20 protein-coding genes are annotated in these 25,897 nt (G+C 62.9%); 10 read left to right on the top strand and 10 right to left on the bottom strand.

The window, feature by feature from the left end:
• The first annotated feature begins 135 nt into the window (after window positions 1-135).
• Complete coding sequence (gene aspS / locus AACH73_RS15450) at window positions 136-1,917, top strand: aspartate--tRNA ligase (protein WP_272742539.1); 1,782 nt, start codon at window positions 136-138, stop codon at window positions 1,915-1,917.
• A gap of 130 nt (window positions 1,918-2,047) precedes the next feature.
• Here aspS and AACH73_RS15445 read toward each other — a convergent pair whose 3' ends face one another.
• Complete coding sequence (locus tag AACH73_RS15445) at window positions 2,048-2,533, bottom strand: pentapeptide repeat-containing protein (RefSeq protein ID WP_272742538.1); 486 nt, start codon at window positions 2,531-2,533, stop codon at window positions 2,048-2,050.
• A 312-nt stretch (window positions 2,534-2,845) separates the two neighbouring features.
• Here AACH73_RS15445 and AACH73_RS15440 point away from each other — a divergent pair, with 312 nt between their 5' ends.
• On the top strand, window positions 2,846-3,901 hold the full coding sequence (locus tag AACH73_RS15440) for an aspartate-semialdehyde dehydrogenase (RefSeq protein WP_272742537.1): 1,056 nt from the start codon (window positions 2,846-2,848) through the stop codon (window positions 3,899-3,901).
• A gap of 143 nt (window positions 3,902-4,044) precedes the next feature.
• Entirely contained in the window at window positions 4,045-5,346 is a 1,302-nt protein-coding gene (locus AACH73_RS15435) for an IS4 family transposase (RefSeq protein ID WP_338734844.1), read from the top strand.
• A gap of 196 nt (window positions 5,347-5,542) precedes the next feature.
• On the opposite strand, the gene AACH73_RS15430 is transcribed toward AACH73_RS15435, so the two are convergent.
• A complete protein-coding gene (locus AACH73_RS15430; RefSeq protein ID WP_338735804.1) occupies window positions 5,543-8,311 on the bottom strand; it encodes a ribonucleoside-diphosphate reductase in 2,769 nt (922 codons plus the stop codon).
• Window positions 8,312-8,553: 242 nt separating this feature from the next.
• On the opposite strand from AACH73_RS15430, the gene AACH73_RS15425 reads away from it, so the two are divergent.
• Together AACH73_RS15425 and AACH73_RS15420 are read left to right on the top strand one after the other, a co-directional pair.
• Complete coding sequence (locus tag AACH73_RS15425; protein ID WP_013480471.1) at window positions 8,554-8,949, top strand: NADH:ubiquinone oxidoreductase subunit NDUFA12; 396 nt, start codon at window positions 8,554-8,556, stop codon at window positions 8,947-8,949.
• The gene (locus AACH73_RS15420) at window positions 8,949-9,767 is read left to right on the top strand and encodes a DUF2155 domain-containing protein (RefSeq protein ID WP_272741948.1); all 819 of its coding nucleotides are present in this window, start codon (window positions 8,949-8,951) and stop codon (window positions 9,765-9,767) included. Before AACH73_RS15425 ends, AACH73_RS15420 begins: the two co-directional genes overlap by 1 nt.
• Here AACH73_RS15420 and aat read toward each other — a convergent pair.
• The 4 genes from aat to aroQ all read right to left on the bottom strand — a co-directional run bounded on the left by aat (window position 9,704) and on the right by aroQ (window position 12,962).
• Window positions 9,704-10,354: a leucyl/phenylalanyl-tRNA--protein transferase gene (gene aat, locus AACH73_RS15415; protein WP_272741949.1), complete on the bottom strand. Its 651-nt coding sequence runs from the start codon at window positions 10,352-10,354 to the stop codon at window positions 9,704-9,706. The genes AACH73_RS15420 and aat overlap by 64 nt on opposite strands.
• A gap of 246 nt (window positions 10,355-10,600) precedes the next feature.
• On the bottom strand, window positions 10,601-11,956 hold the full coding sequence (accC, locus tag AACH73_RS15410; RefSeq protein ID WP_338736359.1) for an acetyl-CoA carboxylase biotin carboxylase subunit: 1,356 nt from the start codon (window positions 11,954-11,956) through the stop codon (window positions 10,601-10,603).
• Window positions 11,957-11,978: 22 nt separating this feature from the next.
• Window positions 11,979-12,470, bottom strand: coding sequence for an acetyl-CoA carboxylase biotin carboxyl carrier protein (gene accB, locus AACH73_RS15405; RefSeq protein ID WP_272741950.1), 492 nt, complete (start codon window positions 12,468-12,470; stop codon window positions 11,979-11,981).
• A 51-nt stretch (window positions 12,471-12,521) separates the two neighbouring features.
• A complete protein-coding gene (gene aroQ, locus AACH73_RS15400; RefSeq protein WP_272741951.1) occupies window positions 12,522-12,962 on the bottom strand; it encodes a type II 3-dehydroquinate dehydratase in 441 nt (146 codons plus the stop codon).
• Window positions 12,963-13,055: 93 nt separating this feature from the next.
• Between aroQ and thiS the strand changes: the two genes are divergently transcribed.
• Both thiS and AACH73_RS15390 read left to right on the top strand, forming a co-directional pair.
• Entirely contained in the window at window positions 13,056-13,259 is a 204-nt protein-coding gene (thiS, locus tag AACH73_RS15395) for a sulfur carrier protein ThiS (RefSeq protein ID WP_272741952.1), read from the top strand.
• Window positions 13,260-13,407: 148 nt separating this feature from the next.
• A complete protein-coding gene (locus AACH73_RS15390; RefSeq protein WP_126423929.1) occupies window positions 13,408-14,202 on the top strand; it encodes a thiazole synthase in 795 nt (264 codons plus the stop codon).
• 12 nt (window positions 14,203-14,214) lie between these two features.
• Here the strand turns inward: AACH73_RS15390 and AACH73_RS15385 are convergent, their stop codons facing one another.
• The 4 genes from AACH73_RS15385 to AACH73_RS15370 all read right to left on the bottom strand — a co-directional run bounded on the left by AACH73_RS15385 (window position 14,215) and on the right by AACH73_RS15370 (window position 20,011).
• Window positions 14,215-14,850, bottom strand: coding sequence for a hypothetical protein (locus AACH73_RS15385; protein WP_338735803.1), 636 nt, complete (start codon window positions 14,848-14,850; stop codon window positions 14,215-14,217).
• A 94-nt stretch (window positions 14,851-14,944) separates the two neighbouring features.
• Window positions 14,945-15,745 carry a thioredoxin domain-containing protein gene (locus tag AACH73_RS15380; protein ID WP_272741954.1) on the bottom strand — a complete coding sequence of 267 codons (801 nt, stop codon included), beginning with the start codon at window positions 15,743-15,745 and terminating at the stop codon, window positions 14,945-14,947.
• A gap of 12 nt (window positions 15,746-15,757) precedes the next feature.
• Window positions 15,758-17,161: a M48 family metalloprotease gene (locus AACH73_RS15375; RefSeq protein ID WP_272741955.1), complete on the bottom strand. Its 1,404-nt coding sequence runs from the start codon at window positions 17,159-17,161 to the stop codon at window positions 15,758-15,760.
• A gap of 141 nt (window positions 17,162-17,302) precedes the next feature.
• A complete protein-coding gene (locus AACH73_RS15370; RefSeq protein WP_338735801.1) occupies window positions 17,303-20,011 on the bottom strand; it encodes a ribonuclease E/G in 2,709 nt (902 codons plus the stop codon).
• 742 nt (window positions 20,012-20,753) lie between these two features.
• On the opposite strand from AACH73_RS15370, the gene AACH73_RS15365 reads away from it, so the two are divergent.
• The 3 genes from AACH73_RS15365 to prfB all read left to right on the top strand — a co-directional run bounded on the left by AACH73_RS15365 (window position 20,754) and on the right by prfB (window position 25,848).
• Window positions 20,754-21,986 (top strand): N-acetylmuramoyl-L-alanine amidase, encoded by a 1,233-nt coding sequence (locus AACH73_RS15365; protein WP_272741957.1) that lies wholly within the window; start codon window positions 20,754-20,756, stop codon window positions 21,984-21,986.
• A gap of 206 nt (window positions 21,987-22,192) precedes the next feature.
• Window positions 22,193-24,625, top strand: a complete 2,433-nt coding sequence (locus AACH73_RS15360) for a penicillin-binding protein 1A (protein WP_338735800.1) — start codon at window positions 22,193-22,195, stop codon at window positions 24,623-24,625.
• Between the two features lie 100 nt (window positions 24,626-24,725).
• A protein-coding gene (gene prfB, locus AACH73_RS15355; RefSeq protein ID WP_272741958.1) for a peptide chain release factor 2 occupies window positions 24,726-25,848 on the top strand; the annotation gives its coding sequence in 2 pieces (ribosomal slippage) (window positions 24,726-24,794 and window positions 24,796-25,848; 1,122 coding nt in all).
• Window positions 25,849-25,897: the final 49 nt, after the last annotated feature.

The raw sequence follows: 25,897 nt of genomic DNA, 5'->3' as shown, positions 1-25,897 counted from the left end.
AACATCTCACTTGCAAAATAAAATGAAATTCGGGGGCGGCTTTTTGCCGGGAGTCCGGACACAAGTCTTGACAATCCGCCCCTGTCATGTGCCCTAGCCCCCAACCGTTTTTTGAGCCGGATTCAGAGACTCACAATGCATAGTTACCGTACCCATACCTGCGGCGCGCTGCGCGCCACCGACGCCGGCGCCGAGGTGCGCGTGTCGGGCTGGATTCACCGCAAGCGCGACCACGGCGGCCTGTTGTTCATCGATCTGCGCGACCATTACGGCCTGACGCAACTGGTGTTCAATCCGGACAGCGCGGGCTTTGCCAAGGTTGAACGCTTGCGTGCTGAAAGCGTTATTCGCGTCGATGGCAAGGTGGTGGCGCGGGATGAGGCGACTGTCAATCCCAACCTGCCGACCGGGGCTATCGAAGTCGTGGTGTCGGATATCGAAGTGCTGTCCGAAGCCGCCGAGCTGCCGCTGCCGGTGTTCGGGGAGCCCGAATATCCCGAAGAAATCCGACTGAAAAACCGCTTCCTCGACCTGCGTCGCGAAACCCTGCACAAGAACATCGTGCTGCGCTCGCGCGTCATTCAGTCGATCCGTAACCGTATGGTGGCGCAGGGTTTTCTGGAATACCAGACCCCCATCCTGACGGCCTCGTCACCCGAAGGGGCGCGCGACTTCCTGGTGCCGTCGCGTCTGCATGCGGGCAAGTTCTACGCCCTGCCGCAAGCGCCGCAGCAGTTCAAGCAGTTGCTGATGGTGTCGGGTTTCGACCGCTATTTCCAGATCGCCCCGTGCTTCCGTGACGAAGACCTGCGCGCCGACCGTTCGCTGGAATTCTATCAGCTCGATATCGAGATGAGCTTTGTGACGCAGGAAGACGTGTTCGCGGCCATCGAGCCGGTGATGCACGGCCTGTTTACCGAGTTCGGTGAAGGCAAGCGCGTGTCCAGCTATCCGTTCCAGCGCATCCCCTACAAAGAGTCCATCGCCAAGTACGGCTCGGACAAGCCCGACCTGCGCAACCCGATCGAGATGCAGGACGTGTCGGAGCATTTCCGCGGCGGCGGCTTTGGCCTCTTCGCGCGTATCCTCGAAAACAGCGCCAATGCCGTGTGGGCCATTCCGGCCCCCAAGGGCGGCTCGCGCGCCTTCTGCGACCGCATGAATTCGTGGGCGCAGGGCGAGGGCCAGCCGGGCCTCGGCTACATCTTCTGGTCCGAGGATCAGGGCGCGTGGGGCGGCCCCATCGCCAAGAACCTCGGCAACGACGCCACCACGGCGCTGATGACGGCTCTGGGTCTGGGGCAGGGCGACGCGGCCTTCTTCGTGGCTGGCGACCCCAAGGTCTTCTACAAGTTCGCCGGTCTGGCGCGCACCAAGGTCGGCACCGATCTCAACCTGGTGGACGAGGATCAGTTCCGCTTCTGCTGGATCGTCGATTTCCCGATGTTCGAGTACAATGAGGACGAGAAGAAGGTCGATTTCTCGCACAACCCCTTCTCCATGCCGCAGGGCGAGATGGAGGCGCTCCTCACCAAGGACCCGCTCGACATTCTGGCCTATCAGTACGACATCGTCTGCAACGGCTATGAGCTGTGCTCCGGCGCGATCCGGAACCACAAGCAGGAGATCATGCTTAAGGCCTTTGAGATCGCGGGCTATGGGGCCGATGTGGTCGAAAGCCAGTTTGGCGGGATGCTCAACGCCTTCAAGTACGGCGCGCCGCCGCACGGTGGTCTGGCCCCCGGTATCGACCGCATTGTGATGTTACTGGCCGGTCAGACGGCGATCCGCGAGGTCATCGCCTTCCCGCTGAACCAGCAGGGGCAGGACGTGATGATGAGCGCGCCGTCGGAGGTGACGGAGAAGCAGTTGAAGGAACTGCATATCCGGACGCAACTGCCGATCAAGGTGAGCTGATGTGAATGGGGTGTGGGGTCCGTGACCCCACAAACCTTTTTACTTTCAAAATAAAAGCCTGCCGGAAACCGGCAGGCTTTTATTTTGAATATATGAAGACTTGGGGCCGCAGGCCCCAAACCCCATAGGTTTAGCACACCGGAACGCGGATACCCTTCGGTGCCACGGTCGTCTTGTCGCCGCAGGCCTGATCCATCATGCGCTGGGTGATGCCGCGCGCCGACGCCATCTCGGCCCCGGAGAAGTTGACGCCGCTCAGATTGGCACCCGCAAAATTGGCCCCTTCGAGATAGGCCCCGACGAAATTGGCATTGGTCAGATTGGTGCGCGCGAAATTGGCATGGCCGAACAGCGAGCCAAACCCGTTAAGGTCACGCAGGTCACCGCCCGCAAAGGTCGTACCGTTATAGATGCCGCTCGACAGGTCCGCCTGACGCAGGCGCGCTCCCGCAAAGTTCTTGCCTTTCAGCGTCTTGCCGGAGAAATCGGCCTGAAACAGGTTGCAGCCGGGGCAGGATGCGCCCGAGCCTGCACGGTCGATCTGCACAGGGTTTTGCGCCGAAGCGGGAAGGGCAAACAGCGAAAGCGCGGCCACAGCCAGAGCGATGCGTTTCATGATGGGACACCTCTTATGGTTTCGCTTGTCTTAAGCAAGAACGGGGCCTGCGCCTATACCCCGCCCATAAACCGGGGGTATAAGAGCGGTTTACAAAACCCCTCATTCCCGGTAAAGCCGCTTTCATGTTTCAGATGACCGCCACCAAAGCCACTACCAAGCCGACCCGCTTCGCGGGGCCGGTCCGGTCGTGCTGACGGTGTAAGCCAAGGCATCTGGACGAAGCCCCGCGGAACGCGCGGGGCAGGTTTCACAGAAAACCCAACACCTCGCGCCTCCCGCCAAACCTTTTTGACGCAGGAGACGTGACCTATGAACGATCAATCCCATTATACGCAGTTTCCCAATGTGGGGATAGTTGGCGCCACCGGCCTGGTCGGCGGCATGATGCTGTCCATTCTGGCTGAACGCCGCTTTCCGCTGAACAAGCTGCGCCTGTTTGCCTCGGCCCGCTCGGCCGGCAGTCGGGTGACCTTCGCAGACCGTGAAATCGTGGTGGAGGACGCTTCCGCCGCCGACTATAGCGGCCTCGATATCGTCTTCTTCTCGGCGGGCGGTTCGACCTCAAAGGCGCTGGCCGAAAAGGTGGCCGCCGCCGGGGCCATCGTCATCGACAATTCGTCGGCCTGGCGCAGCGATTCCGACGTGCCGCTGGTGGTGGCTGAGGTCAATCCGCACGCCCTGCGCAACGTCCCCAAGGGCATTATCGCCAATCCCAACTGCACGACCATGGCGGCCATGCCGGTCCTGAAGCCGCTGCACGAGGCGGCGGGGCTGAAGCGCCTGATCGCCAGCACCTATCAGGCCGTGTCCGGCGGCGGCATGGAAGGGGTCGAAATCCTGCGTGATCAGATCGTGGCGGGTGCCGACGCCTGCGCCGCTCTGGCGCAGGACGGGACGGCGGTCGATTTGGGAACGGTGCGCAAATGGGCCGTGCCGATCGCCTATAATGTCGTGCCGCTCAACTACGTGCTTGGCGAGGACGGTTATACGGAAGAGGAACTGAAGCTGCGCGACGAAAGCCGCAAGATCCTTGACATCCCTGAGTTGCAGGTAGCGGCGACCTGCGTGCGCGTGCCGGTCTTTACGGGCCATTCCCTGTCGATCAATGCCGAATTCGAGCGCCCGATGACGCCGGAGGCGGCGCTGGCCCTGCTGGCCGAAGCCCCCGGCGTCGAACTTGCCGACGTGCCCAATCCGCTGGCCGTCACCGGGCGCGATCCGGTGCAGGTGGGCCGCATCCGCCGCGATCCGACCGTGGCGCACGGCCTGACTTTGTTCGTCAGCGGCGACAACCTGCGCAAGGGCGCGGCGCTCAATGCCGTGCAGATTGCCGAAGAATGGCTGAAACAAAAGGCCTGGGCGTAAGACCCATATACCTCCCCAGCTTGCTGGGGAGGGGGACCGCGCCCGAAGGGCGGGGTGGTGGGGTAATGCGGTTCACTTAAGAATCATTCAGTAAAATATATGAGCCAGGATGGTGATTCGTTCATCATTCTGGCTTTACTTTCATGCGCGCTCGCATTGGACATCATGTTGATTTAACGGCTCTTTCCCGCTCGGTCGATGTGGGGTGGATCTCGCAGGCCTTAGCGGCGACAGGCAAGGCGAGTGTACGGCGCCGCAAACTTCCTGCGGAGCAGGTGGTGTGGCTGGTGATAGCGCTCGCTCTTTATCGCCATCAGTCGATTGCGGATGTGGCTGCCCATCTTAGCCTTGCTTTGCCCGACGAGGTGAATCCCGATATTGCCAAGAGTGCCCTGACCCAGGCCCGGCAACGCTTGGGTCAAGCCCCTTTGGCGCAGCTCTTTGCCATATGCGCCGCCTGCTGGGACGAGCGGCATCAAAACGGTCGAGCCTGGCGCGGACTTACGCGTTACGCCGTGGATGGAAGCACGTTGCGGACGTCCGACAGCGAGGAGAACCGTGCACATTTTGGCGCTCAAAGCTACACGTCGGGCGTTGTTGCCATTTATCCGCAGTTACGCCTGCTGACGTTGACGGCCCTTGCTACACATCTGGTGCGCGACGCGGTGTTTGGCGCCTACGATACAAACGAGATGCTCTACGCTAAATCCCTTGTTGACCAGGTGCCGGACCATTCTCTGACAGTCTTCGACAAGGGATTCTTTAGTGCTAGTCTTTTGCTGCGGTTGCAGACCCAAGGCACGCAGCGCCATTGGTTGATCCCGGCCAAAGCAAACTGCGTGTGGGAGCGCCTCGATCAAACCCCGGGTGACTATCGGGTGCGTATGAAGGTGTCACCGCAGGCCCGCCAGGCTGAACCGGGATTACCCGCCTCATGGGAGGCCAGGGCGATCGAGACGACCACGCGACATGGCAAAAAGCGCATCCTGCTGACATCCCTGATGGATACCAAGGCCTATCCGGCCAAGGACATCGTCCATCAGTACGAGGAACGCTGGCGCATCGAAACCAGCTATCGCGAACTCAAGCAGGAGCTTCTTGGCAGTGAACTTACCCTGCGTAGCGGAACCCCCGAAACCGTCTGCCAAGAGGTCTGGGGGGCATTGCTGGCCTACAATCTGGTCCGATTGGAAATGGCCGAAATCGCCGTCGAAGCCGAAGTTCCGCCAACTCAGCTCAGCTTTACCGCCACATTGCATTATCTGCGTCAGGAATGGGGATGGATGGCGATCGAAGCACCCGGAAAAATCCCAGCACATCTCGTCAGGCTGCGAAACAGACTCGGCGATTTGTTACTCTCAACAAAACGGGGGCGATCATGCCCCCGTGTCGTCAAAACTTTGCCCAGAAAATACGACCAGAGAACTGTATCGGCCCTTAAGTGAACTGCATTAGGGGTGGTGGGGGCTCTTTTCGATCAGGCACTCTGAGCCCTGCCTGCGGCGGCCGCCTCAATGGCGGCTTGAGCGGAATGATTCCACTGGAAATCATTCCGCTTTAATAGCTCACCCCCACCACCGCATCTCAGCTTCGCCTCGTGCGGTCCCCCTCCCCGCCAGTGGCAGGGAGGTATAAAACAGACTATTCCCCTTGCGCTTCGGGGGGCAGGGACTGATCGTCGGATTTCGGAGTCTTGCGTCCAAAGGGCACGACGACCAGATTGTCCGGCTGTCCGCGCATAAACCCCTTGGAAATCAGGTGCGAGGCGGCAATGCCTTCATTGCCGTCATCGGCCAGTTTCGACAGGCCATGCCCTTGCCCCAGACCGTCGGCGTTCAACTCATCCGGGTCGGCATTCGACAGGTCTTCGCGGTTGAGATAGGAAATCGCCAGCTCACGGAAGATATAGTCGAGGATCGAGGTCGCCGAGCGGATCGAGTCGTTACCGCTGACCGGACCGGCCGGTTCAAAGCGCGTAAAGACGAAGGCATCGACAAATTCGTCCAACGGCACGCCGTATTGCAGGCCGATCGACACGGCGATGGCAAAATTATTCATCAGTGAACGGAAGGCCGCGCCCTCCTTGTGCATGTCGATGAAGATTTCGCCGACCGAACCGTCTTCGTATTCACCGGTATGCAGATAGACCTTATGGCCGCCGACGCTGGCCTTCTGGATATAGCCCTTGCGGCGGTCGGGCAGCTTCTGGCGTTCGCGGTCGCGTTCGATGATCTTCTCGATGACCGTCTGGGCCGGGGCTTCGCGCACCGGTTCCGGGGCCGGGCGGCGGGCCTCCTCAAATTCCGGAATATCGAGCGTCAGCGACGGCGGGGCCGGCTGACGCTTGAGGCCGATGGCGCGCAGACCGCTATCGGCGGCCTGAGCCAGAACCTTGAGCGCGTCTGGCACGCCCTTATCCCACTCCAGAACAAGGGCCGAGGCCGCCGGGGCCGAGGCAAAGCTTTCGAGCTTGTGCCGCAGGGCCAGACGCGCCTTCAGGCCGGGGGGGCTCAGGCGCTGACGCAGGGCATCAGGCAGCCCCTCCGGGGTGTCATGGCCGAAGATAAAGGCCTGCGCCTCAGCAATTTCGTTGGCGGTAAAGCCCATCAGGCGCAGCAGGCTGAAGCCCGGCGCGTGCAGGTCTTCGTCGCTGATGCCCCAGATATCCTTGATAAAATCAGTATTCAACACCGCCGGGGACACCACCTCATCGAGGCTGTGGGCGGTGATCAGAGCGGCCTCCAGGGCGGCGATTTCAAAATCGCTCAGTCCCTTGGCTTTCAGGGTCTGGGCATGGATATGCGGTGCGCCGTCCAGCGTGCGGTGCCCCAGCAGATGCGTGCGCACCGCGTCGCGCTCATCGCCGCTCAGCCCTTGCCAGACGGCGGGGTGCAGGCCGCGCACAAAGACGCCGTCGGCGCCTTCCATGGCCACGGTCAGGGCGGTCAGGGGCGCATCGCCCAGCGTCACGCCCAGCCGCAGCGACAATTCCGGATCGTCGAACAGGGTCGTCGTCTGGACGTGGCGCAGGCCGGTGGGCTTGGCCAGTTTCAGGGCCGCTTGCAGGCGGGTCAGGGCGTGCGCCTTAAGGTCAGCGCTTTTGAGGCCCGACAGGCGATAGAGCTTCTGACTCAGCGCCGATACCCGGTCGTCGCGCTCGGCGGCGAACCCGGCATAGGGCGTCAGGTGACGCGACAGCACGGCAGAGGCGTGCACGCTTTCGGCATCCAGCACGGCCATCAGGGCCGCGGCAAAGTCCTGTCCGGCTTCGGTCTGGGCGCTCAGCCCCAGCGCCATAAGGGTTTCGCTGAGGCCCGCCACGGTCAGGGCGATGGGCCGATGCTCGGCCAGACGCAGCGCCGCTTCGGGCGTGGCGGCAAAGGTCAGGTGGCTTTCGATATCGAGCGCCACGGTCCACAGGGCGGCGCAGGCGGCAAAGCCTTCGACATCGAAGCCGGTTGGCTTAAGGAAACCATAGGCGTTGAGCGCGGCGCGCGGCGCGATCAGGGCGTCGTCCAGCGCCTCGGCGGCGTCCGGATCGAAGGCGACCCACAGGCGACCGCTTTCCAGCGCCGCCTGCGCCGCCAGGCGCGCCGACGGATCACCGGCAGCGATCAGGTCGCGGCGCGCCGTGACGATGACGGCCGGGGCGGGTCGGTCGGCCTCGACATTTTGCAAAGACCAGTCGGGCAGGGCACTGTCGCCGGTCAAACCGTCCGTGGACTGAATAACTGACTGAATGAGGGCATCTGAGGCCCCCAGACGGCGGGCCTTGAGCGCCGCGCGGGCCAGAGCTGGATTGTGGTGCAGACTGGCCCGCTGTTCGCCCTCGGCGCGGGCAATGGCAGCCGTGATGCCGGACAGGGCGGCGTGCAACTGATCGCGGGTGGCGCGGGCGACGGCTTCGGAGCGCGCCCCGACCAGAAGGTCGCGCAGCTCACGCACACAGGCATGGTCTTCGATATCGGCGTAGCGGGTCTCCGTCTGGGCGGATTTCGTGCCATCCAGCAGCGGCACACGGTGCCCCGTCCGCAATCCCGTCCCCGGTGCGGCCAGCCCCAGCCGCAGGGTCGCCGCCAGTTCGGCGGCAAAGGCCTGCGCCTCGTCTTCGCGCACTATACCGTACACCCGCCCCCACGCCGCTAAGCGATGGGCATAGAGGTAGAAAGCGCCATCCAGCCCTTCGGCCACGGGAGGAAACGCCCCTTCGGGCAGGTCACGCGGCAGGGCTTCGACCCAGTCGTGCCAGGCTTCGCTTTGCGCCGTCGTCCAGTCGCGCGGGCACAGGACGCTGAAACTGTCGGGGCCGCGTTCGATTTCGCGCCATTCCAGCACCGGCTGGGCCTGTTCGGCGCGCGCCGCAAAGGACAGATCGGGCAGGACAGAATCGCCGGACATTATCTTTGCCATTGGCTTCCCCGGATTGGCGAACACAGTTGGGGATAAAGCCTAGACCGATTTTAACCTTTCAGCAATAAATGTGGGGCGGGCGCGCTGATCCATCCACAATATGTTGCGTGAGACTCTCGTGGGGGATAATTCGCAAGTGGCGGCCTTTGAAGCGCTTTACGCAGATGCAGCGGCGCTTTATAAGTCAGGGGACGCATAACCGGCGGAGTCCGTCTCCGTCTTTAGTGAAATAGGGTAAGACCTTGCTGGATAAAGCCTTCTTGTGGTGGAGCGGTGCGACGCTCGGTACGCTGTTCACCATCGGCCGCACGTCGAAGCTCGTCGGGACCGACGAATTCGGCAACAAGTACTATCAGGCCCGGAACACCAAGGAAAGCTACGGCGACAAGCCGCGCCGCTATGTGATCTATAACGGTTATGCCGACGCCTCGAAGATCCCGCCCGACTGGCACGGCTGGATGCACTATATGTACGACGAGCCGCCGACGGTGGCGCCGTTGCCGCGCAAGTCGTGGGAAAAGCCGCACCTGCCCAACCTGTCGGGCACGCCGTTTGCGCAGTTCCCCAAGGGGTCGCTGAACGCCGAAGGCGAGCGTCAGGCCTCGAAGTCGGGCGATTACGAGGCGTGGAAGCCCTGATGAGAAAGACCGGCGTGATGGTTCGGGCGGTGCTGCTGATGGCCGGCGTGGCCGCCATCGCCTTGCCGCTCTATGCCCAGAACATCCCGCCCGACGAAGAAGCCCCGCGCCGGGAGCCAAGCCGTGATCGCCGCGATGCGCGCGACAATGCCGACTTCGATCCCGAACCCTACTATATCGACGGCGTCGAGTATAAGCCCTACGATCCGAACGGGGGTAAACGCAATACGCCGCAGCGCGCCACCGCGACCCAGCCGGTGAACCGCCCGTCCGCCCCCGTCGCGGCTCAGCCGCAGGGGGTAGGGGCTGGCACGCCGTCAGCGGCCCCGCCGACCGCCGCCGCGACGCGCCCGGCTTCGACCACGCCCTATGTCGATTCCACCGGTCAGGTGGTCGGCAATGCGCCACCCGTCAGCAGTGCGTCTCAGTCTTCGGTGGCGACCGTTGTGGTGCCGCCGGAAAAGCGCGTGCGCTATGGGGCGGCTATCCTGACGGTGCTCGACAAGGTGACCGGCGAAGCCATCCGCTTCGAAGCGCCGGTGGGCAAGCCCAAGCGTTATCGCGGCATGGTCTATACGGTAAAGGCCTGCGAAACCTCGGCGCAGGACGAGGCGATGAGCGACACCATGACCTATCTGGAGGTACGCACCTCGCCCCAGCCCGCGGCCAACGGCACGGTGCCCAAGCCGAAGGACGTGTTCCGGGGCTGGACCTATGCCTCGACGCCGGGCGTTAACGGGATGGAACACCCGGTCTATGACGTCTGGGTGGTCAGTTGCAGGACGCCCTTGCCGGTTACGGCGGTCGCCAGCCGGTAGAAGTCGCCTTCGACCGACAGCGCGTCTTTCAGGCGCGCCTTGTAGTCCTCACGCGGAATTTCGATGACGCCGAACTGTCGCAGATGGTCGGTCAAAAACTGACAGTCGAGCAGGCGATAGCCACCGGCGCGCAGCCGCGCCACCAGATGCACCAGCGCGATCTTTGAGGCATCCGTGGCGCGCGACACCATGCTTTCGCCGAAAAAGGCCCCGTTGATGGCCACGCCATAAAGCCCGCCGACCAGCCTTGCGCCGTCCCACACCTCGACGCTGTGGGCCAGACCGCGCGCGAACAGGGCTTCGTAAAGCGATTGAATGGAATGGGAAATCCACGTGCTTTCTCGGTCGGCGGCGCTTTCGGCGCACAGTTCGATGACCTGACGAAAGGCCGTGTCGATCTTGACGGTGAAGGTTGTGTTGCGCACGGTGCGCGCCAATCGCGACGGCACATGGACGCCCTCCAGCGGCAATATGCCCCGCAGCGGCGGATCGACCAGAAACAGGGTCTCATCGTCGCGCGCATCCGACATCGGAAAAATCCCGGTGCGGTAGCATTGAACGAGATCGTCTAACGTAAAGTCGGCCATCTACACTCCCCCATTCTGGGCTGGGGGCCTCTGTAAGCCAATTATACCTCCCCACCTGTGGTGGGGAGGGGGACCGCACGAGCCGACGCAGTCGGCGAGATGTGGTGGTGGGGGCTCTTGTCGTGAGGCAACAGCGCCAACTTGCTCAGGCCACCCCGCCCCCATTTGCTCCGCAAATGGTCCTCCTCCCCGCCAAAGGCAGGGAGGTATAAGAGATGTAGCCAAACCCTCTCGAAGAAACGGGCGTTATACCTTCGCCTCTTCCTGCGCCTTGATCCACTTTTCCAGCCAGTGGATATTGTAATCCCCTTTCTGGATATCGGCTTCGTTCAGCAAGTCAAGGAACAGCGGAATCGTGGTGTCGATACCGGCCACAACGGTTTCCTGAAGGGCGCGCTTGAGGCGGGCCAGGGCTTCGGGACGGTCGCGCCCATAGACGATCAGCTTGCCGATCATCGAGTCGTAATAGGGCGGGATGGTGTAGCCGTTATAGACCGCCGAATCCATGCGCACGCCCAGACCACCGGGGGTGTGGAAGTCGGTGACCGTACCGGGCGACGGGACGAAGGTGCGGGCGTTTTCAGCATTGATCCGCACTTCGATAGAGTGGCCTTTCAGGTCGATATCGGCCTGGGTGAAGGACAGGGGCAGGCCCGCCGCGATGCGGATCTGTTCGCGGACCAGATCGACGCCGGTGACAAATTCGGTGACCGGGTGTTCGACCTGAAGGCGGGTGTTCATCTCGATGAAGAAGAACTCGCCATCCTCGTACAGGAACTCGATGGTGCCGACGCCCAGATAGCCGATCTTGCGGATGGCCTCGACGACGATCATGCCAATCTTGTCGCGCGCCGTCGCGTCGATGACGGGCGAAGGGGCTTCTTCCAGCACCTTCTGGTGGCGGCGTTGCAGCGAGCAGTCGCGTTCGCCCAGATGCACCACATTGCCGTGGCTGTCAGCGATGACCTGAACCTCGATGTGGCGCGGCTTCTGGAGGTAGCGCTCCATATAGACCGTGCCGTCGCCAAAGGCCGCGGCGGCCTCGGTCTGGGCGCTCATCACCTGTTCGGCCAGCACGTCGGCATTGGCCGCGACCTTCATGCCGCGACCGCCCCCGCCGGCAGCGGCCTTGATGATCAGCGGGAAGCCGATGGATTTCGACGCTTCGATGGCGTCTTCGACCGTGGCCACGCCGCCGTCAGAGCCCGGAACGACGGGGATGCCGGAGTCCTTGGCCGCCTGCTTGGCGGTGATCTTGTCGCCCATCAGGCGGATGTGGTCCGGCTGAGGCCCGATGAAGGTCATGCCGTGCGCGCCGACGATTTCGGCGAAGCGGGCGTTTTCCGACAGGAAGCCATAGCCGGGGTGGATCGCCTGAGCGCCGGTGATTTCGGCGGCGGCGATGATCGACGGAATGTTGAGATACGACTTGGCGGCAGCGGGCGGCCCGATGCAGACGCTTTCGTCGGCCAGATGCACATGCATGGCGTTGGCGTCGGCGGTCGAATGCACCGCAACGGTGGCAATCCCCATCTCCTTACAGGCGCGGATGACGCGCAGGGCGATTTCGCCGCGGTTGGCGATGAGGATCTTGTCGAACAGTTTGGGGGTGTCGGACATGGCGTTAGTCGATTACCACGAGGCCTTCGCCGAATTCGACGGGCTGGGCGTCGGACACGAGGATTTCCGACACCGTGCCGTCCTTGGGCGCCGGGATCGGGTTCATGGTTTTCATGGCTTCGATGATCAGCAGGGTCTGACCGGCCTTCACCTTGTCGCCGACCTTGACGAAGGTGGCGGCACCCGGTTGCGGCGACAGATAGACGGTGCCGACCATGGGTGATTTCAGGGCGTCCTTGGCGGCTTTCGGCGCTTCGGCGGCGGCAGGGGCCGCAACCGGAGCCGCAGCCGCGGCCACAGGGGCGGGAGCGGCGACCGGAGCGGCGTATGTCGTCAGGGGGGCAGCGACCGGCGCGGCGGTCAGGGTGCGCGCGACGCGGATCTTCAGTTCACCCTGCTCGACCTCGATTTCGGTCAGCTCGGTTTCCTTCAGGATGTCCGCCAGCTTGCGAATGAGGCGGGGGTCGATCGGGTCAACCGGTTTTTGCGATGACATGCGCTTACCTTGGTTAGGGGGTGGGGCCGTGCGTAGGAACGGGCCGGTGGGCTATTGTTCGATGAGGCGTAGGGCCGCCTCGATAGCCAGTTCATAGCCAATCGCCCCCATACCGGCAATAACCGCCTTGGCCGCCAGAGACACATAGGAGTGATGGCGGAACGGTTCGCGGGCGTGAGGGTTCGACAGGTGGCATTCGATGATTGGCTGGCTCAGGGCCTTCAGCGCGTCGAGTAACGCGACCGAGGTGTGGCCATAGCCGGCCGGGTTGAGAATCAGGACCGAGGCGTGTTCGCGCGCCTCCTGCACCCAGTCGATCAGTTCGCCTTCGTGATTCGTCTGGCGAAAGACGACCGGGACATGACGGGCGGCGGCCAGCGCGGTGCACCGGGCCTCGATGTCCGAAAGACGTGTATATCCATAAATTTCCGGCTCACGCACCCCCAGAAGGTTGAGGTTTGGGCCGTTAAGGACATATATGGGTTTCGACATGCAAAGCCTGATCCTGTGGGATGCGGTCTTGTATCCCCTGTTGCGCGTGCTCACAAGAAAAAGCGGGCTTTTTCGCCCGAAAACGATCCGAAAATGACGAAAATTCTGTTGAATGGCGAAGAAACCGAGGTTTTGGCCGCCAATGTGATGGCGCTGATCGAACAGATCGGCATTGATCCGCGCAAGGTGGCGGTGGAGCGCAATCTCGAAATCGTGCCCAAATCGGCCTATGTCGCCACGCCTATCGAGGCCGGAGACCGCTTTGAGATCGTCCACTTTGTCGGCGGCGGCGATTGAATCGGGTCTATCCGTGGTTAAGCCTTAATCGCGTCGCTTCATCCGAACACAACTTATTTCATGGCGCGATTGCCGCGCGTGAAGGGGTGGTTTTGCCAGCAGAAAGCCGTATAGAGACGCCAAAGCGTTTCATACGGGACCGATACTCATGACCGAACCGACCGCCGCTCTTTCCCCTGATACCTGGACCGTTGCCGGGCGCACCTTTTCCTCGCGCCTGATCGTCGGCACCGGCAAGTATAAGGACTATGCCCAGAACGCCGCGGCGGCGCGGGCGTCGGGCGCGGAGATCGTCACCGTGGCCGTGCGGCGGGTCAATCTGACCGATCCGAACCAGCCCATGCTGATGGACTATGTGAAACAGGACGAATTCACCTACCTGCCCAATACGGCGGGCTGTTTCACGGGTGAGGATGCGGTGCGCACCCTGCGTCTGGCGCGTGAGGCCGGCGGCTGGAACCTCGTCAAGCTGGAGGTCCTGTCCGACCCCAAGACGCTTTATCCCGATATGGAAGAAACGCTGCGGTCGCTGAAGCTGCTGGTCAAAGACGGTTTCGACGTCATGGTCTACTGCTCGGACGATCCGGTCTATGCCAAGAAGCTGGAAGAGGCCGGGGCGTGCGCCATCATGCCCCTGGGTGCGCCCATTGGTTCGGGTCTCGGCATCCAGAATCGCGTGACGCTGCGCATCATTATCGAGAACGCGAAGGTGCCGGTGCTGGTCGATGCGGGCGTGGGTACGGCGTCGGATGCGGCTGTGGGCATGGAGCTGGGCTGCGACGCCATTCTGATGAACACCGCCATTGCCGAAGCCAAGGACCCGATCCGCATGGCCGTGGCGATGAAGCACGCGGTGATCGCCGGCCGCGAAGCCTATCTGGCCGGGCGTATGGCGAAGAAGCTCTATGCCGATCCGTCCTCGCCTCTGGCGGGGTTGATCTGATCTTAAGACGATCTAATCCGGGGCGATCCTTTCTCCCTTTTCCAGCCTTTCGAGATGTGCCCGGTGATAGTCGGGGGTGAAGATGGCCGGGTGGCGACGCAGTTCAACGTCCGGAGGCTTCCCGGTCTCGTTCACAATGCGTTTGTGATATTCACGCCATAAGGCCATCAGATCGCTGACGTCGCCATCGACATAACCGTCGTCACGCCAGAGGGCGAGGTGCATGCCTTTGGCAAGGCGGACGAGCTTTTCTTCCACTTCGCCGAGGCGGGTCTCGTACAGTTCGTGGCGGGCGATTTCGGCCTCGGCACGCTCCAGCGCCAGAATCTGCGCCGCCTTTTCGTCGATCGTGTAGCGCTTGTCGCCGGGATAGCGTTCTTCGTACTCTTCCTCGTCCTCATCAAAGCGGGCAGGGCGTGCGGTGGCGGCCTTGGCTGGTCTGGGCTCCGGTGGCGGGGCAAACACCTGACACAGCATCCGATCGGCGGTCATGACGGCGCGGGCCGTGCGCTCCGCTTCGAGGGCGGTTTCCGGTTTCGAAAGGGAGGTCACGTGCCCCAGCACCGTGTCGGCAAAATCGCGCAGGGCGGCGCGACGTTCGGCCAGCAGCGCTCTCAGTTCCGCCTTGTTTTCCGCGAGGACATCCATGAGGCCATGATGACACAGGCGGATTGCGCGGGGATAGATCCTCGTGAAACCCCTATCAGGGGTCTGGGGGCAACGGCCCCCAGAGTCGTTTCGCTTACTTGGCCTTTTGACGCGCCGCCGTCACCAGAGTCTGGAGCTGCGGGATATCGCCGCCATTGACCAGCACGCCATCGACGATGAAGTTGGGCGTGGCACCGATGCCCAGCTTGTAGCCCAGTTGCAGGGTCTCATCTATCTTGGCCTGAACGTCCGGCGACTGGGCCTTGGCGTGCAGTTTGGCCGGATCGACCCCGGCAGCGGTCAGGGCCGCATCGACATCGGCCTGAGAGCTGAGTTCGTGGCTATAGAGCGCGTTGTGGACGGCGGCATAGTGGCCGGTGTCGCGTGCGGCCAAGGCCAGACCGGCCAGAACGCGCGAATTGTCCTTACCGATGATCGGATATTCCTTGATCACCACGCGCACATCGGGATTGGCCTTGAGGAAGCTCAGCAGGCTGGGGTGACTGGCGCGGCAGGCGCTGCACAGATAGTCGTGGAACTCGATAATGGTGATGGGGGCCGACGGGTTACCGAGGATGGGATCGTCGGCGGCGATGATCGAACCTTCATTGGCCTTGATGGCGGTTTCAACGCTCTTGCGCGTTTCGGCGTCCTGCTTTTCACGCAGGGCGGTGGAGGCATCGACCAGCACTTCGGGCCGCGTCATCAGGCCACCGCGCACGATCAGGCCCTGAATATTAGGCAGGACATAGGGGGCCAGCGCCAGTACGAAAGCCCCGGTCGCCAGAGCCAGCGCCAGATTGGATTTGCTGAGCAGGGGCTCATGCGGGGCGAGGGCGGGCGTCTCTGTTTTGGTTTCCGGTGCAGGCGTCGGCGTTTCGGGGGTATCGGTCACTTATCAACTTTCTTAGCGGCGAAGGCGGGTTTCTTCCTCCACGGGGTCGATACCCATGAGCGAGGAGGTGGTCAGGACGATGTCGCGGGCGCGGCGGTATTCGACGGAATCCTTGGGCAGGTTTTTCTGCGACCACACTGCGAAGGTGCGGGCCTGCGGGATATTGCCCTGATAGAATTCGGCTTCGGCCGAGGCCAGACGCGCCTGACCCGGCATTTTCAGGCCATCATAGCCCTGCGCCAGCAGGTTCCAGGCAAAGCTGTTGTCGGCCTCGTATTTCAGCGAGGCGTTGAGGCGGTCGATCCCTTCGCGCAGATTGTCGTCCCCGCCGGCGGCGATCAGGGCCTGCCCCAGATTGACCATCAACAGCGGCGCATCGGGCAGCAGCTCCACCGATTTACGGTGCGCGGGGATGGCCAGCGCCGTCTGACCCGTTTCGAAATAGATTTGCCCTTTCAGTTCCCAAAGATAGGGATTGTTCGGCTGTTCGATCAGAAGCTGATCCAGCTCGGTCAGCGCCTTCTTCACCTCGGTCTGCTTGTACCAAGCGATGACGTGGGCGTAGCGCGACGGGAAGGAGCGGTCGCTTTCGGGATAGCGCATGAACACCTTTTGCGGGTGATCGAGGAAGCCCGACAGCTTGGCCTTGACGATGCTGAATTCCGCGATCAGTTCCGGCGAGTCCACCGCGTCCTTGTGCGGCTGCTGCTCGACCAGGCGGCGCAGGGTGGCGACACGGTCACGCGACAGGGGGTGGGTGCGGAAATACTGATAGCGCTCGGCGTTGGAAAAGGTCTCGTAATTGCGCAGCTTATCGAAAAATTCGACCAGACCGCGACCGGACATGCCGGCGCGCTCCAGCGCCTTGACGCCCGCGATATCGGCGGCGGATTCCTGCGTCTGCATGTAGCGCAGCGCCCCCAGCGTGCCGAAGGTCTGCGACGAACCCAGAAGGCCCACGCCTGCATCCCCGGCCCCGGCGAGAATGGCGATAATCCCCAGTCCCAGTGAAATGGCCATCGGGGCCTTGGCCGCCTGATAGATTTCGTCGGAGCGAACGGTGTGGCCGGCCGCCTGGTGGCCGGCTTCGTGGGCGATGACGCCGAACAGCTCATTGGGGGTTTCGGCTTCGCCGATCATGCCGGTATTGAGGCCGATGATCTGACGCGAAGTGGCAAAGGCGTTGATCGACTGATCGGCGATCAGCAGGAACTGTACCTGATCGGCATTGAGGCCCGACGCGGTCAGAATGCCGCGCGTTTCTTTATGCAGGAAGCGCTCGATCTCGGTGTCGCGGATGACGGTCTGGGCCTGCGCCTTCGGGGCCAGTCCGGTGACGGCCAGAGTCATCAGCGAGGCCGCCGCCAGAGGCTTCAGCCAGCCAGACGCTCTGTGTTTAAGGCCGTTCCACACCATAGGCACGTCTCTGTCGCGGATTTCGTTCAGCTTTATATGGGCAGTAAGAGTGACAAATCTAAGGCCCCCACACAACCGGAAAAGCCGGATGGCTGACGACAACAAAAGGCCCGCAACGTGAACATTGCGGGCCTTGTGCTTTTATCGGCGCCACCAGCCGCGCTTGGGCTTGGCGGGCGGCGTGTTGATTTCCGCCGGATCGGGCTCGGGCGCTGTGAGGGCGAAGCTGCCGCCCATCGGTTCGTTTTCCAGCACCGGTTCCGCAAGGACGGGTTCCCGAGCGGTTTCGGCGACGGCTTCGACCGGCGCAGGTTCCACCGCCGTTTCCATCACCGCCGGTTCGGCGGCCAGTGCGGGCTCTGCGGCGACTTCGGCCACCGGTTCGTCGGTCTTTTTCTTGCGCGAGCGGGTCTTGCGGGCCGGTTTGACCACCTCTTCCGCAACGGCTTCGGCCACCACGTCCGGCACGGCGTCAATGACCGGCTCAGGCGCGGTTTCCATCGCGGCAGGTTCAGCGGCGACCGCGACGGGTTCGCTCGCTTCGGCTTCGGCTTCGGCCTTGCCACGCCGCTTACGCGGCGGACGCTTGCCCTTGGGGGCGGGCTGATCGCGCAGGTCTTCGGGCACGAGCGAGGTCGGTGCCTGAGTCGCGGCCCCCAGCACCGAGGCGGCTTCGGGCGTATCCCCAGCGATCACCGGTGTTTCAGCGGCCACTTCGATCACGTCGAAGCCGTCCGGCGTTTCACCCGGCTGAGGGGCGCGCTTGCCCTGCGATTCGTCGAACGGGTCGATCCACACATAGGGTTCTTCCAGCGACGGCGTGCGGGCGCGCACCCAGGCATAGGCTTCGCGCGGGCGGGCGTCCGGACCGTTGCGACGGCCCCCGCGGCGGCCGCGACGACGGCGACGGTTGCGACGGAAATCGCCGTCGTCCTCAGCGTCTTCGTCTTCGCTGTCGGCCTCAGACTCCGAGTCAACGGATTCGGCATCGGCGGTCTCAGAGTCGACGCGCGCTTCGGTGTCCTGACGGCCCCGACGACGGCGGCGGCGGCGGCCGCGACGGTCATCGCGGTCTTCACGCGCTTCCGTCCGCTCGGACGCCTCATCGTCGTCCGTGTCTTCGCGCTCAATGGCCTCTTCGTCGAGGGCGATGACGTCTTCGTCCTCGTCCTCGTCATAGTCCGGGTCGGGACCGAGGTCGATGATCGGATCGGGACGCGGCGGCGGCGTGAATTCCACCTCATCGGCATGGACGGTGCGCACGATCTCGAATTCGGCGTGGTTCAGGTCGGAGTCGATCTCGACATTGACCTTGAGCCCCCATTCGAGGCGCAGCTTGGCCAGATGCACCTGCTTCTCGTTGAGGATATAGAGGGCCACGGCCTGCGGCAGCTTGATGGTGATGGCGCCGGCGCCATTGGTCATGGCCTCAAGGTCGATGGCGCGCATGGCTGCCAGAGCCGAGGAGTCGGTCGAACGGACGCGGCCCATGCCTTCGCAGTGCGGGCAGATGACCGTCGTGCCTTCGAGGAAGCCGGTGCGGCGGCGCTGACGGCTGATCTCCATCAGGCCGAAGCCGGAAATCTTGCCCATCTGGATGCGGGCGCGGTCTTCGCTGAGGGCGTCCTTGAGCTTCTTTTCGACGGCGCGGTTGTTCTTCGACTCATCCATGTCGATGAAGTCGATGACCACCAGACCGGCCAGATCGCGCAGACGCATCTGGCGCGCGGCCTCTTCGGCAGCTTCAAGATTGGTCTTGAGCGCCGTCGCCTCGATATTGCGCTCCTTGGTCGATTTGCCGGAGTTGACGTCGATGGCGACCAGGGCTTCGGTCTGGTTGATGACCAGATACCCCCCCGAACGCAGAGGCACGACCGGGGAATAGATGCGGTTGAGGATGTCGTCTATGCCGTGGCGCGCAAACAGCGGCATCCCGCCATTATAGAGCTGAATCTTCTTCGCCTGCGACGGCATGATCATGCGCATGAAGTCCTTGGCGGACTTGTAGCCTTCGACGCCCTCGACCTGCACGTGGTCGAAATCCTTGTCGAACAGGTCGCGGATGGCGCGCTTGACGAGGTCTTCTTCCTCATAGATCAGCGCCGGGGCGTTGGAACGCAGCGTCGTTTCGCGGATATTTTCCCACACGCGCAGCAGGTAGTCATAGTCGCGCTTGATCTCGGTCTTGGTGCGCTTGGCCCCGGCCGTGCGCACGATCAGGCCCATGCCCTGCGGCACGTCGAGCGACTGCGCCACGGCCTTCAGCCGCTTGCGATCGGCCCCGTTGGTGATCTTGCGGCTGATGCCGCCGCCGCGCGCCGTATTGGGCATCAGCACGCAGTAGCGCCCGGCCAGCGACAGATAGGTGGTGAGCGCCGCGCCCTTGTTGCCGCGTTCTTCCTTGACCACCTGCACCAGCAGGATCTGACGACGCTTGATGACTTCCTGAATCTTGTAGCGCTTGATCAGGTGGGCGCGCAGGCGGCGCTCCTCGTCCGGCAGGTCGTCACCGTCGTCTTCGTGATCCTCGTCCTCGGCCTCGTCGTGACCATTGGCGGCAGCCTGCGCCGCCAGCTCGGCCATCAGCTTTTCGCGGTCGGCGACCGGTATCTGATAATAGTCCGGGTGGATTTCGTTGAAGGCCAGAAAGCCATGGCGGTTGCCGCCATATTCCACGAAGGCCGCCTGAAGCGAGGGCTCTACGCGGGTGACCTTGGCGAGGTAGATATTGCCGCGCAACTGCTTGCGGGCGTGGCTTTCAAAATCGAATTCCTCAACTTTTGAGCCGTTCAGAACGACGACGCGGGTTTCTTCCGCGTGCGTCGCGTCGATTAACATGGTTTTCGACATTAACGCGATCTCCGCAGCGCGCTCGCCTTAAACCCGCGCCGGACACAGGGCCGGGCGGTGACAGGGGGCGCTGACTGATTTGGGGTGAAAGGCGTGCGCAAAGGCCCGGTCCGGCGCGCAAGGAGCGCGGAGCGGCAGATATCCGGAGCCTGTTCAAATGAGCGGCACAGCCCATTGGGTGTTTAATACCTTCGAGCCTTGTGCCCAAACGGCCATGAAACTTTCCTGGCACGTTTCGGAAACACGTAAGGCGTTACAAAAAATCAGAGCAATGAAGCGGCCCGACTGAGCCGACGAATGCTCTAACTACGCTTGGCCGAAGCGTCCCGGTGCCGATTGAGGCCCCTTTGGCGGACGCGCCGGTGAATTTCATTCGGAGTGGCGAGGGATTCCGCGAGGGAAGGTTTCGCCGGAAGAGGGCCAGACCGGCCGCACAGGACCGGAACAGGACCTCCTCAAAAGAGGTGTTGTCCGGTGAAAGGTGCGCGCGACAATCAAAAAAGGCCACGGACCGGGCACCGGAAATGTGCGGGACTCGCTTATCAGACGGGCTGGGGAGCCAGGGCCTGACGGGCGCAATCCGTCTTGCACGCGGCGAATATGCAACAAGGTTGCGCAAAAGAAAAGCACGCAATTATTTTTGTTGTTAACGAGATCGCTACCCGCATCGTGTATCCATACGGTCACAATACAAAGCAGCGGCGCCAGAAAGGCGTCCACGGTATTTTGGTGGAGCGGGTGAATGATCCGACGTGCGTGGCGTTTGGCCGGCAAAGGCCAGCTATGGCTGGCAGCCCTGATGGCGGGCGCCATTGTTATCGCGACAGGGGACATCACCCCGGTCGAAGCGGCCTCCAGCGGCGATGTCGTCAATGTGCGCCTCGGGGGCGCGCCGGGTCAGACGCGACTGGTCATCGACCTGCAGTCGTCGGTCAAGGGCGAACTGCTCAGCCGTGAAGCGGATCAGCAACGCGCTGTTCTCGGCCTGTCGGGCGCGGATGTCGGTGCGTCGCTGAGCGGGCAGGGGCAGGGCCTTATCAAGGGCTGGAAGCTCGACACCACGGCCGGCATGACGCGCCTGCGCCTCGATTTCAACGGCAATGCCCGCATCGCGCGCCGGTTTCTGCTGCCGCCCGCCGATGGTATCGGCACCTACCGCTACGTGATCGACGTTGTGCCCGCCGATGCGCCCGCGCCGCAGACCGTTGCGGCAAAGGCCGTGGCCGATACCGCGCCCATTCCCCCTGCCTTGCGCACCGAAGCGGCTGACAAACCGCGCACGGGCAAGAAGATCATTGTCGTCGATGCCGGCCACGGCGGTCACGACCCCGGTGCGCGCGGCGCGTCGTCGTGGGAAAAGGATGTCAATCTGGCGGCAGCCAAGGCGCTGAAGGCCAGGCTGGAAGCCACGGGGCGTTACAAGGTCATTATGACGCGCGATTCCGACGTCTATGTCGATAAGGTGGCCCGCGTCCGTATCGCCCGCAACGCCAATGCCGACCTGTTTATCTCGCTGCACTCCGATTCCGGCCCGAACACGGCCACCAAGGGGGCCTCTATCTATACCCTGTCGGATTCCGGCACCGAACGCGCGGCGCGCAACGCCATGAACCGCGGCGACTGGGCCCTGCCGACGGGCGCGACGGACAAGACGGTCGGGCGCATCCTGATCGACCTCACGCAGCGCGCCACCAAGAACCGTTCGGCGACCTTTGCCGAATTGATGCTCGATAATCTGGATGGCGATGTGCCGCTGCTCAAGAGCAGCCATCGTCAGGCGGGTTTTGTCGTCCTTCTGGCGGCGGACGTGCCGGCAGTGCTTCTGGAGATGGGCTTCATCACCAACGAAGAGGATGAGAAGCGTCTCAACGATTCGGGTGACCGCAACCGGCTGGCCTCGCAACTGGTGAAGGCGATTGATCAGTATTTCGCCAACGATGTGCGCTATGCCTCGTTTGGCTTCGTCGCCCGCTGATCCCGCAAGCGCCTTGCGTACAAAGCCCTGCCGTTGCGGCAGGGCTTTGTTGTTGCGGTCAAAGCGTCGCCAATAAGCCGCATTTGCCCGCAATAAGCCGCAGAGGGCCGTGATCAGGGCTTTGCGGGACGGGCGGGCTTTGATACACACGGCGGGATATGATGCGGACGGCTCTCTGTAACGGAACCGCGTCGCGGTGACGGAGGGTGTTTGTGAAATCCACTGAGCGTTGGTTCGCCATGGCGGGGGTGGTGCTGATGTCGCTGGTGGCCGTAGCGGGCTTTGCCATCGCCATCTATGCCGCATGGCTGTTTCATGACCTGCCCGATGGGAACGAGATCGTGGATTACCGCCCGCCGACCTCGACGCGCCTGTTCGCGTGGGACGGCACGCTGATCGGTGAATTTGCGCAGGAACGCCGCATCTTCATCCCCTATAACCGCATCCCCGATCGCATCAGCCACGCCTTTCTGGCGGCCGAAGACCGCAACTTCTTCAACCATTCTGGCGTCGATGTCGGTGGCCTGTCGCGGGCCATGGTCAAGAACGTGATCAATTTCGTGCAGGGCCGCCGCCTCGAAGGCGGGTCCACCATCACGCAGCAGGTGGCCAAGAACGTCCTTTTGTCGAATGAGCGGACCATCGGGCGCAAGCTGAAGGAATTTATTCTGGCGCGGCGGCTCGAAACCTCCCTGACCAAGGAACAGATCCTCGAACTCTATCTGAACGACATCTATCTCGGCTATCGCTCCAACGGGATCGGCACGGCGGCCTATAACTATTTCGGCAAGTCGGTGGATCAGCTCACCCTGGCTGAGGCCGCCTATCTGGCCGCCCTGCCCAAGGGGCCGCACAACTATCACCCCATCCGTCGCAAGGATCAGGCCATTGCCCGCCGCAACTGGATTCTGGGCGAAATGGCGTCGGTTGGCTGGGTGACGAAGGCCGAGGCCGAGGCCGCCATGCGTGAGGATCTGGTGGTGCAGTCGGCCCCGCAGCGCACCAAGTACCGCGATGCCGACTTCTTCGTGTCGGAGGTCGAGCGCCGTTCCAAGGCGCTGTTCGGTGAGGACATCTATTCGGCGGGCTACTATCTGAAGACCACGCTCGACCCCAAACTCCAGACGGCGGCGCGCATTGCCCTGATGGACGGGCTCGAACTCTATGACCGCCGTCACGGCTGGCGCGGCGCATGGGGGAACATCAGCGGTATCAATGAGGGCTGGCAGCAGGAGGCCGCCGCTGTCGAGGCCAAGCTGCCCGAACGGCGCAAGGCGCCGTTTGAACGCCCCGACTGGCAGGTCGCGGTGGTCGAGCGCGCCGGTGGCGCCATCCGTCTGGCCGAGGCTCCAGCGGGCGAAAACCACGGCAATCTCCGCGCTTCGGACGTGGCGTGGGCGCAGGGCGGGGCAGGGCTCAAAGCCGGTGACCTGATTTATGTGGCGCGTGACGCGACAGGGGCCTATGCCCTGAAGCAGGTACCGGCGGTCAATGGCGCGCTGGTCGCCATCGACCCGTGGACGGGCCGCGTCGTGGCCATGGTCGGCGGCTATTCCTTCTCTCTGTCGAAGTTCAATCGCGCCACGCAGGCCAAGCGTCAGCCCGGTTCGGCCATCAAGCCGTTCATCTATGCCACGGCCTTGGAAGGCGATTTCACCCCGGCCTCCATCGTGGTCGATGGTCCCATCACCTTCAAGGGGGCCAATGGCGAGTCGTGGTCGCCCAAGAACTATTCGCGCACCTATTACGGGCCGCAAACCCTGCGCAAGGGACTTGAGCTGTCGCGCAACGCCATGACCGTGCGCCTTGCCGACAAGGTGGGCATGAAGACGGTGGCGGCCAAGGTGGTGCAGTACGGTGCCGTCGATAGTATGGAACCCTATCTGTCCAACGCGCTGGGTTCGACGGAAACCACGCCCTATCAGCTCACCGCCGCCTATTCGGCCTTCGTCAATGGCGGGCGGCGGATCAAGCCGCACCTGATCGAGCTGGTGCAGGACTATCAGGGCAAGGTCATCTACCGGGCCGATCAGCGTAAATGTCCGGCCGGCTGTACGCGCGCCTTTGACGGCACGGAATCGCCGCGCCTGACGCCCGAAGGGCAGCAGGTGATGGACCCCATTGTCGCCTATCAGATCAACTCCTTCCTGCAGGGCGTGGTGCAGCGCGGTACGGCGGCGCGCGCCAGTGCGCTGGGCATCCCGCTGGGCGGGAAGACCGGCACGACCAATGAATACCGCTCGGCGTGGTTCGTCGGCTTTACGCCCGATCTGGTCGCGGGGGTGTTTGTCGGCTTCGACGACAACCGCTCTCTGGGCGAGTCGGAAACCGGCGGCTCGGCGGCCCTGCCGATCTTTATCGACTTCATGGCCTCGGCGACGAAGAACAAGCCCGTCAAGGACTTCCGCAAGCCGAAGGACGCGGTCTATGTGTCGATCCGCGGCCATGAGGAAGCCTTCCGCCCCGGCACCGAGCCCAAGGTTATTGAGCGCGCCCCCGATGTGGTCGATGGTCCCAAGCCCTATAACGAGGTGTGGCGCGACGGCCTGACGGGGCAACCGTCCAATCAGGCGACCCCGCAGGATCAGCCGAAAAAGAAGAAGTACGTCGATGAGATCGAGGAAGAGGTTCTTTACTGAACCTCCTCCGATCGCGGCCACCTGACCGCGAAACGTGTTGCCATTTTGCGCGGGCGCGGCTATCCCCCACGGCTACCTTTTTTACCGTAAGGACATTGTAATGCGACTGGATGTTGAGGCTTCGGCCAGGGACATCGAGCAATCCATCGGATTGCTCAGGAGGCGTCTTTGACTGGGACGTCGCTCTAAGACGTCTCGACGAACTGAATGCGCGGGTCGAAGACCCGACGCTGTGGGACAAGCCCGAAGAGGCGCAGTCCGTGATGCGCGAACGCACCAAGCTGAGCGGCGGCGTCGAGGCGGTCAACAGCCTGACCAAAGAGCTTAAGGACGCGCTCGACTATGCCGAACTGGCCGATATGGAGGGCGACGAGGAACTGCTCGAAGAAGCCCGCGCCATGCTGAAAGCCATCAAGGACAAGGCGGCCCGCGCCGAGCTTGAGGCGCTCCTGTCCGGCGAAGCCGACGGCAACGACGCCTATGTCGAAATCAATTCCGGGGCCGGGGGCACGGAGTCGTGCGACTGGGCCGGTATCCTTTTGCGCATGTACACGCGCTGGGCCACCCAGCACGGCATGACGGTATCCATCGAAGAAGAGACGCCCGGCGAACAGGCGGGCATCAAGTCGGCGACCATCATGGTCAAGGGCACCAATGCCTATGGCTGGCTGAAGACCGAGGCCGGGGTGCACCGTCTGGTGCGTATCTCGCCCTTCGATTCCAATGCGCGCCGCCACACCTCGTTTGCTTCGGTGTGGGTATATCCGGTGGTCGATGACACCATCGTCATCGACATCAATCCGGCCGATGTGCGCACCGATACCTACCGCGCGTCGGGGGCGGGCGGTCAGCACGTCAACAAGACCGACTCGGCGGTGCGCCTGACGCACATCCCGACCGGTATTGCTGTGGCCTGTCAGGCCGGACGCTCGCAGCACGCCAACCGCGACGAAGCGTGGAAGATGCTGCGTGCCCGCCTGTACGAGCTGGAACTGCAAAAACGCGAGGCGGCGCAGGCGGCTCTCGAAGACCAGAAGACCGATATCGGGTGGGGTCACCAGATTCGCTCCTACGTGCTTCAGCCCTATCAGATGGTCAAGGACCTGCGTACCGACGTCGAAACCTCGGATTCGCAAGGGGTTCTGGACGGTGATCTGGACGCCTTCATGGGGGCGTCTCTGGCCCAGCGGGTCGGCGCGACCCGCGATGCCGTCGAAGAATAAAACCAAAAAGCCGGGGCACAAACCCCGGCTTTTTTTGTACCCATAGCCG

It is taken from the genome of Asticcacaulis sp. DW145, assembly GCF_037101385.1.
Taxonomy (GTDB): domain Bacteria; phylum Pseudomonadota; class Alphaproteobacteria; order Caulobacterales; family Caulobacteraceae; genus Asticcacaulis; species Asticcacaulis currens.
This window is presented reverse-complemented; position numbering and strand designations above follow the sequence as displayed.

Excerpts from the sequence above, each read along its gene's own strand:
- aspS (WP_272742539.1), top strand. The coding sequence starts at position 136 with ATGCATAGTTACCGTACCCATACCTGCGGCGCGCTGCGCGCCACCGAC.
- AACH73_RS15445 (WP_272742538.1), bottom strand. The coding sequence starts at position 2,533 with ATGAAACGCATCGCTCTGGCTGTGGCCGCGCTTTCGCTGTTTGCCCTT.
- AACH73_RS15440 (WP_272742537.1), top strand. The coding sequence starts at position 2,846 with ATGAACGATCAATCCCATTATACGCAGTTTCCCAATGTGGGGATAGTT.
- AACH73_RS15435 (WP_338734844.1), top strand. The coding sequence starts at position 4,045 with ATGCGCGCTCGCATTGGACATCATGTTGATTTAACGGCTCTTTCCCGC.
- AACH73_RS15430 (WP_338735804.1), bottom strand. The coding sequence starts at position 8,311 with ATGGCAAAGATAATGTCCGGCGATTCTGTCCTGCCCGATCTGTCCTTT.
- AACH73_RS15420 (WP_272741948.1), top strand. The coding sequence starts at position 8,949 with ATGAGAAAGACCGGCGTGATGGTTCGGGCGGTGCTGCTGATGGCCGGC.
- aat (WP_272741949.1), bottom strand. The coding sequence starts at position 10,354 with ATGGCCGACTTTACGTTAGACGATCTCGTTCAATGCTACCGCACCGGG.
- accB (WP_272741950.1), bottom strand. The coding sequence starts at position 12,470 with ATGTCATCGCAAAAACCGGTTGACCCGATCGACCCCCGCCTCATTCGC.
- aroQ (WP_272741951.1), bottom strand. The coding sequence starts at position 12,962 with ATGTCGAAACCCATATATGTCCTTAACGGCCCAAACCTCAACCTTCTG.
- thiS (WP_272741952.1), top strand. The coding sequence starts at position 13,056 with ATGACGAAAATTCTGTTGAATGGCGAAGAAACCGAGGTTTTGGCCGCC.
- AACH73_RS15390 (WP_126423929.1), top strand. The coding sequence starts at position 13,408 with ATGACCGAACCGACCGCCGCTCTTTCCCCTGATACCTGGACCGTTGCC.
- AACH73_RS15385 (WP_338735803.1), bottom strand. The coding sequence starts at position 14,850 with ATGGATGTCCTCGCGGAAAACAAGGCGGAACTGAGAGCGCTGCTGGCC.
- AACH73_RS15375 (WP_272741955.1), bottom strand. The coding sequence starts at position 17,161 with ATGGTGTGGAACGGCCTTAAACACAGAGCGTCTGGCTGGCTGAAGCCT.
- AACH73_RS15370 (WP_338735801.1), bottom strand. The coding sequence starts at position 20,011 with ATGTCGAAAACCATGTTAATCGACGCGACGCACGCGGAAGAAACCCGC.
- AACH73_RS15365 (WP_272741957.1), top strand. The coding sequence starts at position 20,754 with ATGATCCGACGTGCGTGGCGTTTGGCCGGCAAAGGCCAGCTATGGCTG.